Annotated in this window: 18 protein-coding genes; 10 read left to right on the forward strand and 8 right to left on the reverse strand. The window is 71.8% G+C overall.

Annotated elements, in window-relative coordinates:
• From VFZ39_RS04505 to VFZ39_RS04520, 4 genes are all read right to left on the reverse strand, one after another.
• Positions 1 to 1,329: HelD family protein (locus VFZ39_RS04505; RefSeq protein WP_414690261.1), on the reverse strand; the 1,329-nt coding region annotated here is incomplete at its 3' end.
• Between the two features lie 79 nt (positions 1,330 to 1,408).
• Positions 1,409 to 2,689 (reverse strand): hypothetical protein, encoded by a 1,281-nt coding sequence (locus VFZ39_RS04510; protein ID WP_330864529.1) that lies wholly within the window; start codon positions 2,687 to 2,689, stop codon positions 1,409 to 1,411.
• Positions 2,686 to 3,201, reverse strand: coding sequence for a SigE family RNA polymerase sigma factor (locus VFZ39_RS04515; protein WP_330864530.1), 516 nt, complete (start codon positions 3,199 to 3,201; stop codon positions 2,686 to 2,688). Before VFZ39_RS04515 ends, VFZ39_RS04510 begins: the two co-directional genes overlap by 4 nt.
• Before the next feature lie 36 nt (positions 3,202 to 3,237).
• Entirely contained in the window at positions 3,238 to 3,987 is a 750-nt protein-coding gene (locus VFZ39_RS04520; RefSeq protein ID WP_330864531.1) for an enoyl-CoA hydratase-related protein, read from the reverse strand.
• A 151-nt stretch (positions 3,988 to 4,138) separates the two neighbouring features.
• Here VFZ39_RS04520 and VFZ39_RS04525 point away from each other — a divergent pair, with 151 nt between their 5' ends.
• The 5 genes from VFZ39_RS04525 (at position 4,139) to VFZ39_RS04545 (ending at position 8,634) form a co-directional block, all read left to right on the forward strand.
• Entirely contained in the window at positions 4,139 to 5,665 is a 1,527-nt protein-coding gene (locus VFZ39_RS04525) for a molybdopterin-dependent oxidoreductase (protein WP_330864532.1), read from the forward strand.
• A 148-nt stretch (positions 5,666 to 5,813) separates the two neighbouring features.
• Positions 5,814 to 6,470: a fasciclin domain-containing protein gene (locus VFZ39_RS04530; protein WP_330864533.1), complete on the forward strand. Its 657-nt coding sequence runs from the start codon at positions 5,814 to 5,816 to the stop codon at positions 6,468 to 6,470.
• A 37-nt stretch (positions 6,471 to 6,507) separates the two neighbouring features.
• Entirely contained in the window at positions 6,508 to 7,113 is a 606-nt protein-coding gene (gene sigK, locus VFZ39_RS04535; protein WP_330864534.1) for an ECF RNA polymerase sigma factor SigK, read from the forward strand.
• On the forward strand, positions 7,110 to 7,838 hold the full coding sequence (locus VFZ39_RS04540) for an anti-sigma factor (RefSeq protein WP_330864535.1): 729 nt from the start codon (positions 7,110 to 7,112) through the stop codon (positions 7,836 to 7,838). The genes sigK and VFZ39_RS04540 overlap by 4 nt, the downstream gene beginning before the upstream one ends.
• 4 nt (positions 7,839 to 7,842) lie before the next feature.
• Positions 7,843 to 8,634, forward strand: a complete 792-nt coding sequence (locus tag VFZ39_RS04545) for a DUF1295 domain-containing protein (protein WP_330864536.1) — start codon at positions 7,843 to 7,845, stop codon at positions 8,632 to 8,634.
• Here the strand turns inward: VFZ39_RS04545 and VFZ39_RS04550 are convergent.
• On the reverse strand, positions 8,618 to 9,109 hold the full coding sequence (locus VFZ39_RS04550; RefSeq protein ID WP_330864537.1) for a MarR family winged helix-turn-helix transcriptional regulator: 492 nt from the start codon (positions 9,107 to 9,109) through the stop codon (positions 8,618 to 8,620). The genes VFZ39_RS04545 and VFZ39_RS04550 overlap by 17 nt on opposite strands.
• A 38-nt stretch (positions 9,110 to 9,147) precedes the next feature.
• On the opposite strand from VFZ39_RS04550, the gene VFZ39_RS04555 reads away from it, so the two are divergent.
• Genes VFZ39_RS04555 through VFZ39_RS04570 form a run of 4 tightly spaced genes read left to right on the forward strand, consistent with a single transcriptional unit; the run spans position 9,148 to position 10,812 of the window.
• Positions 9,148 to 9,648 (forward strand): carboxymuconolactone decarboxylase family protein, encoded by a 501-nt coding sequence (locus VFZ39_RS04555; protein WP_330864538.1) that lies wholly within the window; start codon positions 9,148 to 9,150, stop codon positions 9,646 to 9,648.
• A 44-nt stretch (positions 9,649 to 9,692) separates the two neighbouring features.
• Positions 9,693 to 9,866, forward strand: coding sequence for a hypothetical protein (locus tag VFZ39_RS04560; protein ID WP_330864539.1), 174 nt, complete (start codon positions 9,693 to 9,695; stop codon positions 9,864 to 9,866).
• 30 nt (positions 9,867 to 9,896) lie between these two features.
• On the forward strand, positions 9,897 to 10,334 hold the full coding sequence (locus tag VFZ39_RS04565) for an AraC family transcriptional regulator (RefSeq protein WP_330864540.1): 438 nt from the start codon (positions 9,897 to 9,899) through the stop codon (positions 10,332 to 10,334).
• 10 nt (positions 10,335 to 10,344) lie between these two features.
• On the forward strand, positions 10,345 to 10,812 hold the full coding sequence (locus VFZ39_RS04570; protein WP_330864541.1) for a VOC family protein: 468 nt from the start codon (positions 10,345 to 10,347) through the stop codon (positions 10,810 to 10,812).
• 47 nt (positions 10,813 to 10,859) lie between these two features.
• Here VFZ39_RS04570 and VFZ39_RS04575 read toward each other — a convergent pair whose 3' ends face one another.
• Both VFZ39_RS04575 and VFZ39_RS04580 read right to left on the reverse strand, forming a co-directional pair.
• Positions 10,860 to 11,873 carry a YihY/virulence factor BrkB family protein gene (locus tag VFZ39_RS04575; RefSeq protein WP_330864542.1) on the reverse strand — a complete coding sequence of 338 codons (1,014 nt, stop codon included), beginning with the start codon at positions 11,871 to 11,873 and terminating at the stop codon, positions 10,860 to 10,862.
• Between the two features lie 61 nt (positions 11,874 to 11,934).
• Positions 11,935 to 12,312 carry an MmcQ/YjbR family DNA-binding protein gene (locus tag VFZ39_RS04580; RefSeq protein WP_330864543.1) on the reverse strand — a complete coding sequence of 126 codons (378 nt, stop codon included), beginning with the start codon at positions 12,310 to 12,312 and terminating at the stop codon, positions 11,935 to 11,937.
• Positions 12,313 to 12,367: 55 nt separating this feature from the next.
• Between VFZ39_RS04580 and VFZ39_RS04585 the strand changes: the two genes are divergently transcribed.
• Positions 12,368 to 12,919, forward strand: a complete 552-nt coding sequence (locus tag VFZ39_RS04585; protein ID WP_330864544.1) for a protein-L-isoaspartate O-methyltransferase family protein — start codon at positions 12,368 to 12,370, stop codon at positions 12,917 to 12,919.
• On the opposite strand, the gene VFZ39_RS04590 is transcribed toward VFZ39_RS04585, so the two are convergent.
• The gene (locus VFZ39_RS04590) at positions 12,895 to 13,587 is read right to left on the reverse strand and encodes a pyridoxamine 5'-phosphate oxidase family protein (protein ID WP_330864545.1); all 693 of its coding nucleotides are present in this window, start codon (positions 13,585 to 13,587) and stop codon (positions 12,895 to 12,897) included. The two genes, VFZ39_RS04585 and VFZ39_RS04590, sit on opposite strands and share 25 nt — an antisense overlap.
• Between the last annotated feature and the right edge of the window lie 115 nt (positions 13,588 to 13,702).

Consider the following 13,702-nt stretch of genomic DNA (forward strand, 5'->3'; position numbering starts at 1 on the left):
CAGCTCGTCGAGGAGCGGCACGTCCTCGACCGACATCGACTCGCCCGACGACCACGACTTCACCAGCAGGCGCTGGTCCTCGTTGGAGACGACGCCCTCGCCCACGCGGGCGAGGAACTCGGGGTCGCGCAGCCAGCCCAGGACGGTGGCGGCGTCGAGCGGCGGCCACCAGTCGACCGCGAACCGGACGAAGGCGTCGTTGCCGAGCAGCTCGTCGTCGAACGCCTCGCGACCGCGCTCGCGGCCGCGCTCGCCCCGGACCTGGCGCCAGAGCGCGTCGAGGAGGGTGGTGGCGACGCGGGGCAGCTGCCGGTTGCGCTGGCCGTTCGCCATCAGCTGCCGGCGGAGCCGACCGAGCACGGCACGGTCGAGCAGGATCACGTCGTCGCGCCAGAACAGCCGGAACTCGGACGGGCTGCCGGGCGCCGCCTGCCGCGCGGCACGCCGGACGAGCTCGGCCATCCGGGCCGAGCCCTTGACGTCGGCGACCGACGGCTCGTCGTGACGTGTGGCGCGGAGGCCGTCGACGACCTCGCCCAGCGAGCGCAGCGCCACCGCGGTCTCGCCGAGCGACGGCAGCACCCGCTCGATGTAGCGCATGAAGACGCCGCTGGGGCCGACGACCAGCACGCCGCCGCTCTCGTAGCGGCGTCGGTCGGAGTAGAGCAGGAAGGCCGCGCGGTGCAGGGCGACGACGGTCTTGCCGGTGCCCGGGCCGCCGGAGATCGACACCACGCCGCGGGCCGGGGCGCGGATGGCCTTGTCCTGCTCGGCCTGGATGGTCGCGACGATGGAGTGCATCGACCGGTCGCGGGCCCGCGACAGCTGCGCCATCAGCGCGCCCTCGCCGACGATCGGCAGGTCGGTGTCGACACTGTCGTCGAGCAGCTCGTCCTCGACACCCTCGACGCGTCTGCCCACGCACCGCAGCACCCGGCGACGTACGACGCCGTGCGGCTCGGCCGCGGTCGCCTGGTAGAACACGGCGGCGGCCGGTGCCCGCCAGTCGATCAGCAGGGAGTCGCGGTTCTCGTCACGCAGCCCGATCCGGCCGACGTAGCGCGGCTCGGGGTCGAGCTCCTCGCGCAGGTCGAGCCGCCCGAAGACCAGTCCCTCGTGGGCCGCGTCGAGCTGGGCGATCCGTCGGGCGGCCTGGAAGACCATGGCGTCGCGCTCGACCAGACCTCCCTCGTGGCCGAGCCTGCCGCGCCCGAACCCTTCCCGGGCCAACGCCTGGGCGGCGGTGGCCGACCGCTCGAGCTGAACGTAGACGCGGTCGACCAACGCCTGCTCGGCCTCGATCTCGCGCTCCGCGAGGTTGTCGCTCACTCTGTCCCTGTCCCCGTAGTCCTGATGCCTCGCCGATTTCCGGCAAGTCCTCAAGCCTACAAGGGGTCCGGCGGACAGTTCAGTCGAACCGCCCGTAGAACGCGAAGCCGAGCCGCACCCCGTCGGGCACCGGGACCTCCACCACCATCCTCGCTCGTGAACCAGGCTGGAGCCGGAAGGTCGAGACGCCGTTCCCGGTGCCTGTCAGAGCCACGTCGCGGCCGCCGTTCCACGTCGTGTCGACCTGTCGGTCCCCCGCCCCGCTGTACATCGATTGCACCAGCTGGGGGACGCCGTCGGTGTTCGTGTACTCGAGGACGGGCGTGCCGGGCTCCCGGGTCAGCTGGCCGTCGTACTCCCACAGATGGCCGTCGTACTCCACGAGAGTCGGCGCGTCGTGCCCCGCCACCCGGCCAGCTGGCTCAGCCACGACGTACGCCGCCACGCCCAGCCGGGCGCCCGGCAGCTCCACGGCCGGCCCCTCGACCCGTCGCGACACCCAGGTCCGGGCCGTGACCTTCTCTCCGGCGGGAAAGTCGCCCGGGTCGTACGAGGTCGCGTCAGCGGATCCGGCGTCGATCGGTGGAGTCTCGGAGCACCCGCCGATGGACAGCGGGCCGCGGTCCTCCACCTCGACGTTGACCCAGTAGCCAGTGGGGACGCCCGTGCAGAGCTCGGAGATCCTGAGCCCGCCGTCCGGGACGGTGAACTCCAGAGAGACGTCCGTGTCGCCGACGTCGCCGATGACGCCGTCGATCAGTGTCTGGTCGGCCACCTGCTGCCGGAAGGTGATGCCGTCGACCGTGATGCCCTCCGGTCGCTCGTCCCCGAGCTGGTAGAGCGCGATCCCGACACCGGGCCCCTCAGCCCTCACTGTCACGTCTCCCTCGTACCCCGGCCGGAGCCAGACGAAGTCGGTGAAGTCCGCGGCACCGGACACCGTCCGCTCCCCGTCGTCGGTGCGGACGACGACCCGCTGGTCCTCGCCGGCCGTGGTCCAGGTCAGCAGCTGGGGCGCCTGGCGTCGCTCGATCCCGAAGCGGAGCCGATCCTGGTCGGTGTCCTCCGCCGAGCCGGCGAAGTGGTAGGTCCAGCCCAGGGAGGTGAGGCTCTCGGGTGCCGCGGACCCGAGAACCGTCCGGTTCGCCGGCTGCGGCGTCCGGTCCGATGTCAGCGTCGGAACCGCGAGGGCTGCGGCCGCGGCCAGCACCGCCGCGGCCCCGACCCCGGCGGCTCGACGACGCCGTACGACGCGCGCCCGGCCGGCGACAGCAGCCACCCGAGCGGCGGCGGTCTCGTCGTGGACGTCGGCGGCGTGCCGGTCGAGGGTCTCGCGGAGGTCGTGGAGCGTGTTGTTCATCGGGCCTCTCCCTCCGTCAGTGACGGGTCGATCCGCAGCTTGGCGAGCGCCTTGCTGGCCTGGCTCTTCACAGTGCCGACGGAGATCCCGAGCAGGTCGGCGGTCTCCGCCTCGGTGAGGTCCTCGAAGTAGCGCAGAACGACGACCGCTCGCATCCGCCGCGGCAGCCGACCGAGCGCCTCCCACAGGTCGCCGGACTCACCGACCCGCTCGTCGTGATGTCCACGATCGGGCAGCTCGTCGGTCGGCTGCTCGCCGTTCCACTTGCGCCGCCACCACGACGCATAGGTGTTGACGAGGATCCGACGCACGTACGGCTCGGGGCTGCCCTCGACCCGCCCCCACGCGAGGTAGGCCTTGGCGAGCGCCGTCTGGAGGAGGTCCTCGGCCAGCGTGTGGTCCCGGGTCAGCAGGTAGGCGGTCCGCAGCAGCGCCGACGAGCGCGCGGCCACGAACTCCTCGAAGCCCGGAGTCACCATCGTGGCCTCCCCCGAGATCGTCATGGTCGTCATGCCTGGTCCTACCTGCCGAAGGGACCGGATGGTTGCCTACTTCTTCGAGCGGGTCAGGAACGCCGTCATCGCCTCGCGCGCCTCCTCGCTCGCGAACAGACGGGCCGACAGTGCCGCCATCTCGTCGCCGTGGGCGTCGATCCGGGCAATCAGGTCCCGGTTGAGGATCGCCTTCGACTCGCGCAGCCCCTGCTCAGCACCCGTGGCCAGGCTGCCGCACACCGCCGCGACCTCGGCCTCCAGATCGTCGGCGGGCACTGCCTTCGTCGCCAGGCCGTACGCCGCGGCGGCGGTACCGTCGAACACCTCCCCGCCGAGTGTGGTCAGGGCCGACGCGCGGGGCGACATGCGGTGATGGACGGTGAGGCTGATGATGGCGGCCGCCAGACCGAGCTTCACCTCGGTGAGGGCGAACGTCGCGTCCTCGGCAACGATCGCGACGTCGCTGGCGGCCACCACCCCGATCCCGCCGGCGCGCACGGCTCCGAGCACCTCGGTCACGACCGGCTTCGACATCGTGACGATCAACCTTTGCAGCGCGACGATCCGCCGCGCCCCTTCCTCCATGCCCTCGGTGGTCGCCTCGGAGAGGTCCGCACCCGAGCAGAACACGCGCCCCGACGAGCGGACCAGCACGACCCGCACGTCGGCGTCCGCCTCGGCCGCCTCGAGCCCCGCGAACAGCCCCGACACCAGCTGCCGACTCAGTGCGTTGCGGTTGTGGGGTGAGTCGAGGGTGATCGTGGCCAGCGGCCCGTTGACGTCGTAATGCACGAGCTCGGTCATGCGCGCCATCTTCTCCCACCGTGTGAGTGCGGGTAACGGTGCCTCGGTGTCGCTCCCCACCTGTTGCAGCGGGTGGGGAGCGCATCGGCGGCACCGTTAGCCACGAGAAGGTCCATCCCATCCGAGAGGCGGGGCGCGACGAACACCCCGCATGCGACAGCGACTGATGTACGCCGGGTTCGGAGTGCTCGCCACGCTGGTGGGGATGGCGGCGGGACATCTGGTCGCCGCCCTGATCGACCCGGCAGCCTCACCGGTCCTGGCGGTGGGGTCCACCGTCATCGACCTGACTCCGACGCCGGTCAAGGAGTGGGCGGTCGCGACGTTCGGCACCGCCGACAAGCCGATCCTGGTCGGATCGGTGACGCTCGGTGCGCTGCTGCTCGCCGCGATCGGCGGGCTGCTGGCGCGCCGGCGTCTCGCGTCCGGCGTGCTGGTGCTCCTCGCCCTGGTCGCCGTGGCTGGCCTGGCGGCGGTGGCCCGACCCGGCGCCGGCCCTCTCGACGTGGTTCCCGCCCTCGCGACCGCCCTCACCGGGGTGGGTGCGCTGTGGTGGCTCACCCGCTCGGCCGCCGTGCCGGCCTCAGCGCCCGACCGCACGCCCCCGCCCGGCGCTGAGCTCCCCAGCCGCCGCGGGGTCCTGATCGCCACCGCTGTCCTCACCGCCGCTGCTGCCGCGGCAGGCGGGGTCGGACGGCTGGTCGCCGGGCTCCGCGCAGACCCGGCGGACGTGGCGCTCCCCGGCCCCACCGATCCGGCGCCTCCGTTCCCGACCAGCCTCGACCGCACCGTGCCCGGCATCACGCCGTTCCGGACGCCGAACCGGGACTTCTACCGGATCGACACCCGGCTGACGCTGCCCACGCTCGGCGTCGAGGACTACGAGCTCGTCGTCGACGGCGATGTCGAGAACCGGCTGTCGTTGAGCTTCGACGACCTGCTCGCCATGGACCTGATCGAGCGTGACATCACCCTCACCTGCGTCTCGAACGACGTCGGAGGGCCGTACGTCGGCGGCGCGCGCTGGCTCGGGGTCCGGCTCACCGACGTCCTCGACCTGGCCGGCGTCGGACACACCGCCGACCAGATCCTGTCCACCGACGTCGACGGCATGACGATCAGCACCCCGCTCGCGGTCGCCACCGACGGCCGCGACGCGATGCTGGCCGTCGGGATGAACGGCCAGGCACTCCCGCGCGAGCACGGTTTCCCGGTGCGGATGGTCGTGCCCGGCCTCTACGGGTTCGTCAGCGCCTGCAAGTGGATCACCCGGATGACGCTGACGACCTACGACGCCCAGGAGGCGTACTGGACCGAGCGCGACTGGGCGGTCGAGGCGCCGATCAAGATCGCCAGCCGGATCGACACCCCGAGGTCGTTCGAGGAGATCGGCGCCGGCCGCACGTTCATCGCCGGCATCGCCTGGGCGCAGCACCGCGGCATCGGCGGGGTCGAGGTCCAGATCGACGGCGGCGACTGGCAGCCCGCCGAGCTCGGTCCCAGCGCCGGCCTCGACTACTGGCGCCAGTGGTACCTGCCGTGGGAGCCGGACCCGGGTGAGTACTCCCTGGCCGTCCGGGCTGTGACCGAGGCCGGCGAGGTGCAGACCCCCGCCAAGGCGATGCCGTTCCCCGACGGCGCGTCCGGCTATCAACGCATCGTCGTCAGAGTCGGCTGACGGCGCCGCTGCCTGCCGTTTGGACACAAACGGCGACGACACGCCGGGCAAGCGTGCCGTTTCCGCCCAATCGACCGAGCCGACCAATCCGCTCCGTGCTCGGTGCCGAACCACCGACATCACACCCACGACCGGAAGGTTCCTCACCATGTTGCACACGACCACTCTCCGCAAGACCGGCCTCGCGGCCGCCGCCGTGTCGCTGTCGATCGGTCTGGCCGCCTGCGGCGCCGACGAGCCGACCAGCGCCGACGAACCGACGTCGGAAGACACCGCGATGGCCGACGAGTCCGGGGACACCGGTGACGGCGGGGACGCCATGGGCGACCCGGCGGCGCAGACCTACGGCGCCGCGTGCGGCGACGTCCCCACCGAGGGCGACGGCTCGTTCGACGGCATGGCGACCGCCCCGGTGGCCTCGGCCGCCAGTGCCAACCCGCTCCTGAGCACGCTGGTGACCGCGGTCGGCGCGGCCGACCTGGTGGAGCCGCTGAACTCCGCCGAGGCGCTGACCGTCTTCGCGCCGGCCAACCCGGCGTTCGACGCGTTCACGAAGAAGCAGCTCAACGGCCTGCTCAAGGACAAGGACGCGCTGACCGGCGTCCTCACCCACCACGTCGTGCCCGAGCAGATCAGCCCCGACCAGCTGACGGGCGAGTTCGAGACGCTGGCCGGCGACACCATCACGATCAACGGGTCCGGCGAGGCGGCGACCGTCGGCGACGAGGAGGCCACCGTCCTGTGCGGCAACATCCCGACCGCGAACGCCACGGTCTACGTGATCGACGCCGTCCTGATGCCCTGACCTTCCGTCAGGACCGGCGACGAGACAGGATCGTGACGTGGACCACCTCCGTGCGGTTCCCTCCGGCGCTCCCTCATCCGAGGGTGCGCCGGAGGGCGCGGTGCTGGGCGACCTCCTCGCACGTTCGGCCCGCGGGGACTCCCAGGCGTTCGCGCAGTTCTACGACGCCACGTCGGCCCGGTCGTACGGACTCGCGCTGCGAGTGGTCCGGGACCCGTCGCAGGCGGAGGAGGTCGTACAGGAGGTGTACCTCGACGTGTGGCGCCAGTCCGGCCGGTACGACGCAGGGCGCGGCAGCGTGATCGGCTGGTTGCTGACCATCGTCCACCGCCGGGCGGTCGACCGGGTCCGCAGCGCCGAGGCGGCGACCCGCCGCGACGCGACGTACCACCAGGAGATCAACCCGGTCGCGCACGATGCGACCGCGGAGGCCGCCGAGGCCTCGCTCGAAGCACACCGAGTCCGGACGGCGATGCAGGCGCTGACCCCGATCCAGCGGGAAGCCCTGGAGCTGGCCTACTTCGGTGGCTACACGCACACGGAGGTGGCGACCATGCTCGACCTGCCGGTCGGTACCGCCAAGACCAGGATCCGCGACGGACTGATACGCATGCGCGACGCTTTGGGGGTGACCACGTCATGAGTGACATCGACATCCACTCGCTCGTCGGCGCGTACGCCGTGGACGCCCTCGACGACCTCGAGCGAGCCGCGTTCGAGCGGCACCTGGCCGAGTGCGCCGCGTGCCGGGCCGAGGTCGACGGGCTGCGCGAGGCCGCCGCGGTCATCGGCTCGTCGGCGACGCACGACCCACCCGCCGGACTGCGCGACCGGGTGCTCGCCGACATCGCGAACGTACGACCGCTCCCGCCGCAGACCGCGCCCGCTGCCGAGCCGGCCGAACGGCAGCGGCGCCGGTTCCGACCGGCGCTGGTCGCCGCGGCCGCCGTGGCGGTCCTCGCCGTCGGCGGCGGTGTGATCGTCGCCGAGCCCTGGGCGGACGACACCAGCCAACGGCAGCCCACCGTCGCCGAGCAGGTGCGAGCGGCCGAGGATGCGGAGACGTTCACCCAGACCCTCGACGACGGAGCGGTCGCGACCGTGATCCGCTCGAAGTCGCTCAACCGCGCGGTCCTCGTGGCCGAGGACATGGAGCCGGCCCCGGCGGGGAAGGTCTACGAGCTGTGGCTCGAGCACGAGGGCGTCGGGATGGTCGCCGCCGGGCTGATGGAGGAGGGCCAGCGTGAGGTGGTCCTCGAGGGCGACCCGGCCGACGCGGTCGGGTTCGGCATCACCGTCGAGCCCGACGGCGGCTCGGACCAGCCGACCTCCGATCCGGTCGCGCTGATCGCGTTCGAGAACGCGTGACTGCATGGTGACCGAGCTGCTCGTCGTCGCCGGCAGCTCACTACTGGTGGCGGTGGCGGCGATGACGGTGACCGCCCTCGTGGCGCGGCGACTCGGCCGGGTCAACGTCGTCGACGTCACTTGGGGGCTGGCGCTGCTCGCGGTCGCGGTCGTCTGCGCCCTGCTCTCCCCCACCTGGCAGGCGTGGCTGCTCGTCGCCCTCGTCGGGGTCTGGGGCGGTCGGCTGTCGTGGCACATCCTGGCCCGCTCCCGGGGCGAGGGCGAGGATCCGCGCTATGCCGAGATGCTCGGTGACGGCGGCTTCGGCACCGCGGTGACGAAGGTCTTCGCCCTCCAGGGCGCCGCCGTCTGGCTGGTGTCGCTGCCGCTGCAGGCGGCGGCGGTGACCGACGTCGCCTGGGCGTGGGTCTGCGTTCTCGGGGTGGCGGTCTGGGCGGTCGGCGTGGTCTTCGAGACTGTCGGCGACCGGCAGCTCGCGGCGTACCGCACCCGGCCGCGCGACCAGCGCCCGCCCGTGCTCGACTCTGGGCTCTGGGCCTGGACGCGACACCCGAACTACTTCGGAGACGCCCTGGTCTGGTGGGGGATCTGGGCGGCCGGCGCGCTGGCGGCGGGCTGGCTGCCCGCCCTCGTGACACTGGTCGCGCCGGTCATGATGACCCACTTCCTGCGCAACGTCACCGGTGCCAAGCTGCTCGAGCACACCATGTCCCGACGCCCGGGATGGGACGAGTACGCCGCCCGGGTCCCGCTCTTCGTGCCCCGGCCACCGCGTCGCGTCACTCCTCGAGACTGAGGGCGAGGCGGCCGAGCAGTCCGGCGAGCCTGCCACGCTCGGACGTGCTCAGGACGCCGAGGAGTGCGTCCAGGTTGGCGAGGTGGTCGCCGATCATCCGGTCCACCAGGTCGAGCCCGGAGGCCGTGAGGCGGATCAGCTTGCCGCGGCCGTCGTCGGCCGTCGCCTCCCGGTCGACGTAGCCCTGCGCGACCAACCGGTCGACGCGCTTGGTGACGGCCCCGGTGGTCACGAGCATCTGGTGGCTGAGCTCCACCGGGCGCAACGCGTGCGGCGCACCGGCGCGTCGCAGCGCCGTGAGCACGTCGAAGTCACCGTTGCCCAGGCCGACGGCGGCGAAGGGGGGCCGCAGCGCCGTGTCGAGCAGGTGGGCCACCCGGGTGATCCGGGCCGAGACCAGCAACGGGGACGGGTCGAGATCGGGCCGCTCCCGCGCCCACTGCTCGACGACCCCGGCAACCATGTCGTGACTCACCCTTGCAGAGTACCTTCCATGGAAGTAATATTGCTTCCATGGAAGCGACTAACGCAACTGTTGAGCCCGTCACCATCCCCCAGCGTCTCGACATCGACGCGCACGCCGCCGGCTTCTCCAAGGCGATGGCGCACCTGGACCACGCGACGACGAAGGAGCTCGACCGGGTCGGGTTCGATCCGCGACTGCGAGAGCTGGTCCGGATCCGGGCCTCCCAGCTGAACGGGTGCGCGTACTGCGTCGACATGCACACGAAAGACGCCCGGGTCGCCGGCGAGACCGGGGAGCGGCTGACCGCGCTCCCGGTCTGGCGCGAGGCGCCGTTCTTCACCCGTCGTGAGCGGGCGGTCCTGGCCTTCACCGAGTCGGTGACCCGCCTGTCGGAGACCCGCGTGCCGGAGAGCGACTTCGAGCTGGTCGCCGCAGAGCTCACGGCGGACGAGCTCGGCGCCCTGGTGGCGCTGCTGGTCACCATCAACGCCTGGAACGCGATCGGTGTCAGCACCCGAGCCTGGGAGGCGGGCTCCTACCAGCCCTGACACGCAGCGGTTGTCCGCCACGCGCCACTCGCTACTGTCGAGACATGAGCGAGCACTCCCAGGACGATCCGGGCGGCCCGGAGGGCACGACCGGCGAGCACCATGCCGACGACACCATCGAGTCGCCCGACACCGGCGCCCGTTACGACGAGGACGGGACCGTCGAGTCCACGCCCGAGGACGAGCGGGTGCTGCTCGAGGACGACGACGAAGCGTGACCGACCCGAGCGACCTCGTGGACTGACCGGGTGGCGCTGAGTCCGCAGGAGGACACCAACCGGCGGATGCTCCGCGCTCGCGACGAGATGGACCGGCGGTACGCCGAACCCCTGGACCTGGTCGCGCTCGCGAGTGTCGCGCACCTCTCGCCGTCCCGCTTCGGGCGAGTGTTCAAGGACGTCTTCGGCGAGACGCCGCACCGCTACCTGCAGCGACGGCGGGTCGAGCGGGCGATGGCACTGCTGCGCCAGACCGACCGGCCGGTGACCCAGGTCGCGTGGGACGTCGGCTTCGCCAGCCTCGGGACGTTCAGCCGGACCTTCAGCGCGATCGTCGGCTGCTCACCGAGCGAGTTCCGGCAGCAGACCGAGGTCGTGCACGTCCCCACCTGCTTCGTGGCGGCGTGGACCAGGCCCCGGGAGAGGACGACGGTTTCGGAGAAGCAACCGGACTCGGGGGCTGACTAGCGTCGCCCCCATGACCACTCACGTCTCCTCACTCCGGATCACCAGCGTCAAAGTCCTCGACCAGGACGAGGCGCTCGACTTCTACTGCGGCAAGCTCGGGTTCGAGGTCCGCGACGACGCCGACCTCGGCTTCATGCGCTGGCTGACGATCGGGCTGCCCGGTCAGGAGTTCCCCCAGCTGCTGCTCGAGCTCCCCGGCGGACCGCAGCAGGACGCCGAGACCGCGGCCGCCGTGCGCGACCTGCTCACGAAGGGCGCGCTGGGCGGTGTCTTCCTCACCAGTGACGACGTCCTCGCGACGTACGAGACGCTGCGCGACGCAGGTGTCGACATCACGCAGGAGCCTGTCGAGCAGCCCTACGGCACCGACTTCGGGCTGCGGGACCCGTTCGGCAACCCGATCCGGATCAGCCAGTTGTCCGGGGCCACCGACGAGGAGATCGAGCGTGCTTACCGCGAGCAGGCCGACCGGGTCTGACGCGCATTCGATGGTCGGTGCTCCAGGGGCGGGCCGTGGACAGAGACTCAGCGGTCAGTCGTCGCCTCGTCGATCTCGTGGGTGTCGCCGTCCCGGCCCTCGAACCGGACCGAGACCGACTCGAAACCCTTGTGGCGCTGAGCCTGCGCGTACAGCGCGTAGGCGCGGCGGTCCGCCTCGGTGAGGTCCACCGCGTCGGTGAAGGGAGTCAGCAGGGCTCGCGGCCACAGCCGACGGGCGAGCACGACGTTCAGCTCGATGCCGAGCACCGCGATCAGGGCGGCGATGAAGATCAGGCCGATCAGGCCGAGGACCAAGCCGAACGTCTGGTTGACCCCGCTCGCGTTCGCCAGCACCTCGGTGGCGTAGACGGCGCCCGCGAACTGCAGCGCCATCCACCCCACCGCGGTGAGGAGAGCTCCGGGCAGCCCCCGCTTCGGAGAGTGGCTGCGCGCGGCCGCCAGCCGGAACAGCAGCGTCAGCACGGCGGTCACGATCAGCACGGTCAGCGCCACGATCAGCCATCGGATCGCGGCGTTGGCTGCCGGCCCGAACACCTCGGTCGTGCTGCCCAGGGCGGAGAAGATCGAGACGCCGAGCACGGCCAGCCCTGAGAAGACGAGCAGCAGCAGGCTCCGCAGCCGCATGAGGAACGGGTTCGGACGGCTGTTCCGGGGCACGGCCCAGGCCGTGTTCATCACATTTTGGATGGCCTGCCCGAGACCGAGCGCGCCGTAGACGGCGGCGAGGGTGCCCACGACGACGGCGGTCACCGAGCCGGTCAGTCCCTCGGGTCGACCGAGCTGGTCTCCGATGATCGGGAACTGGGCCAGCGCCGAGTCGAGCGCGTCGGCCTGGAGGTCCGGCCGGTCCTGCAGCACGAACCCGAAGATCGTCGAGGCCAGCAGCAGCAGCGGGAAGATGGCCACGAAGGCGTAGTAGGTCAGCATCGCGGCGAGCAGGTTGCCCTGATCGTCGACGAACTTGTAGACCACGGCGATCGGCACACCGACGACGCGGTGGCGCCGCTGGAAGCCGTCCACGCCCGCGACGCCTGCCATGGTCATCAGTGTGGCGCCTCGGGGCGCCTGCCCGCAGTTCCGCTCCGCGACGCCCGCGGAGTCAGGCCGGCCGCGCCACCTGCTCGGCGAGCCGTTGTGGAGCCTGCAGACAGTAGGAGTCGGTCAGCAGCTCGGCCAGCTCCTCCCAGTCGGTGTCGTCGTCGAGCAGCATCCCGACGACGTTGGCGCCCCAGCTGGCCCGGAAGTACGGCGCGCCGAGGTGCTCGAACGCCATCACCTCGTCGGGCTCGGCCCGGAAGGTGATCCGGAACAGCTGGTCCTCGCCGCCGAAGACGTGCGCGATGGTCGCAGAGCCGACCCGCCACCGGGTGCCGACCCAGGCGTTCTCCTCGAGCGCCTCCGGGAGGCGCGCCATGATCTCCGCGATCCGCAGCACCATCGACTCGGGCACGAGCGGTCGCTCAGGTCGGCTGGCCACGGACCGAGCGTGCCACAGCCAGCCGACATCACGCTTGCCGTGGCACAGTCGACCCATGGACGCCGTCGCAGCTGCGTTCGAGGCCTGCCCGCGCGAGGGGTTCCTCCCGAAGCGCGAGCGCCACCGCGCGTCGTACGACGGGCCGATCCAGATCGCCGGCGGCCAGACCAACTCCCAGCCGCGCACGGTCGAGGCGATGCTCCGGCTGCTCGACGTGCGGCCCGGCCAGCGGGTGCTCGACGTCGGCTCGGGGTCAGGCTGGACGACCGCGCTCCTCGCGCACCTGGTCGGCAGTGGCGGCCAGGTGCTGGGAGTCGAGCTCGAGCCGGAGCTGGTCGAGTTCGGGCGGGACAACCTCGCCCGCACGGGTCAGCCGTGGGCCCGGATCGAACCGGCCGACCCGGACGCCCTGGGCCGCCCCGACGACGCGCCGTGGGACCGGATCCTGGTCTCCGCTGAGCCGCGCGAGCTCCCGGGCGAGCTCGTCGAGCAGCTCGTCGACGACGGCGTGATGGTGATCCCGGTGTCCGGCACGATGCTGCGGGTCACCAACCCCGGGGCGGTCGTCACCCGCCACGGCGGTTACCGGTTCGTCCCGCTGCGCTGACCCCGACCCTGCCGCCGCCGCTGCGGTCCGGCGTCGCGCAGCGCCACGACCGAGGGCGGCGCCGGTAGGTCGTCGGGGAGCCACGGCGAGCGCACCGGCTCGCCGTACGTACGGTGGATCGGGAGGATGCCGGTCCAGACGTCGTCGGGGATCACGTCGAGCTCCTCGTCGACGTCCTTGTCGCTGACCTTGAGCAGCCAGTTGTCGTCGGTGATCTCGAGCGCGAGGGCGACCGTCGCGACCAGCTCCGTCTTGAGGTGGCCGCGCAGCTCGGCCCGGCGCCCGGGGACCAGAGTGTCGGAGAGTCGATCGAGGGCGGCGACTGCATCGTCGCCCGTGAGCCTCACCAACGGGCCCCGCACCACCGCCGACCGGTAGTTGGCGGAGTGCTCGAACAGCGACGTCGCGAGCACGATCGCGTCGATGGCGTGCACCGCGACCACTGCCTCCGACCCCGCGGCTACCTGTCGCAGCGCGCCCGCCCCGGTGGAGCCGTGGAGCAGCAGCCGGTCGCCGTCGCGGGCGTAGAACATCGGCACCGCCCATGGCCGGCCGTCCGTTGTCACGGTGGCGAGGGTGCAGACCAGCTCCTCGTCGAGCAGCCGGTCGAGCTCGGCGCGCTCCGACCGGCGCTTCTCCTTCAGGCGGGTCAGGTTGTCCAGCGTCACCGGACGATGGTGCCACGACGGACTGCCATACCGCGGCGTGTGCCTGAGAGTGCGCCATGGCGCACTGTTGTGTCTCAGGACATCGCGGACACATATGTCTCAGGACTTCGCGGAC

It is taken from the genome of Nocardioides sp. (genome assembly GCF_036374615.1).
GTDB lineage: Bacteria > Actinomycetota > Actinomycetes > Propionibacteriales > Nocardioidaceae > Nocardioides.

Excerpts from the sequence above, each read along its gene's own strand:
- VFZ39_RS04510 (WP_330864529.1), bottom strand. The coding sequence starts at position 2,689 with ATGAACAACACGCTCCACGACCTCCGCGAGACCCTCGACCGGCACGCC.
- VFZ39_RS04515 (WP_330864530.1), bottom strand. The coding sequence starts at position 3,201 with ATGACGACCATGACGATCTCGGGGGAGGCCACGATGGTGACTCCGGGC.
- VFZ39_RS04520 (WP_330864531.1), bottom strand. The coding sequence starts at position 3,987 with ATGACCGAGCTCGTGCATTACGACGTCAACGGGCCGCTGGCCACGATC.
- VFZ39_RS04525 (WP_330864532.1), top strand. The coding sequence starts at position 4,139 with ATGCGACAGCGACTGATGTACGCCGGGTTCGGAGTGCTCGCCACGCTG.
- VFZ39_RS04530 (WP_330864533.1), top strand. The coding sequence starts at position 5,814 with ATGTTGCACACGACCACTCTCCGCAAGACCGGCCTCGCGGCCGCCGCC.
- VFZ39_RS04540 (WP_330864535.1), top strand. The coding sequence starts at position 7,110 with ATGAGTGACATCGACATCCACTCGCTCGTCGGCGCGTACGCCGTGGAC.
- VFZ39_RS04545 (WP_330864536.1), top strand. The coding sequence starts at position 7,843 with ATGGTGACCGAGCTGCTCGTCGTCGCCGGCAGCTCACTACTGGTGGCG.
- VFZ39_RS04555 (WP_330864538.1), top strand. The coding sequence starts at position 9,148 with ATGGAAGCGACTAACGCAACTGTTGAGCCCGTCACCATCCCCCAGCGT.
- VFZ39_RS04560 (WP_330864539.1), top strand. The coding sequence starts at position 9,693 with ATGAGCGAGCACTCCCAGGACGATCCGGGCGGCCCGGAGGGCACGACC.
- VFZ39_RS04570 (WP_330864541.1), top strand. The coding sequence starts at position 10,345 with ATGACCACTCACGTCTCCTCACTCCGGATCACCAGCGTCAAAGTCCTC.
- VFZ39_RS04575 (WP_330864542.1), bottom strand. The coding sequence starts at position 11,873 with ATGGCAGGCGTCGCGGGCGTGGACGGCTTCCAGCGGCGCCACCGCGTC.
- VFZ39_RS04585 (WP_330864544.1), top strand. The coding sequence starts at position 12,368 with ATGGACGCCGTCGCAGCTGCGTTCGAGGCCTGCCCGCGCGAGGGGTTC.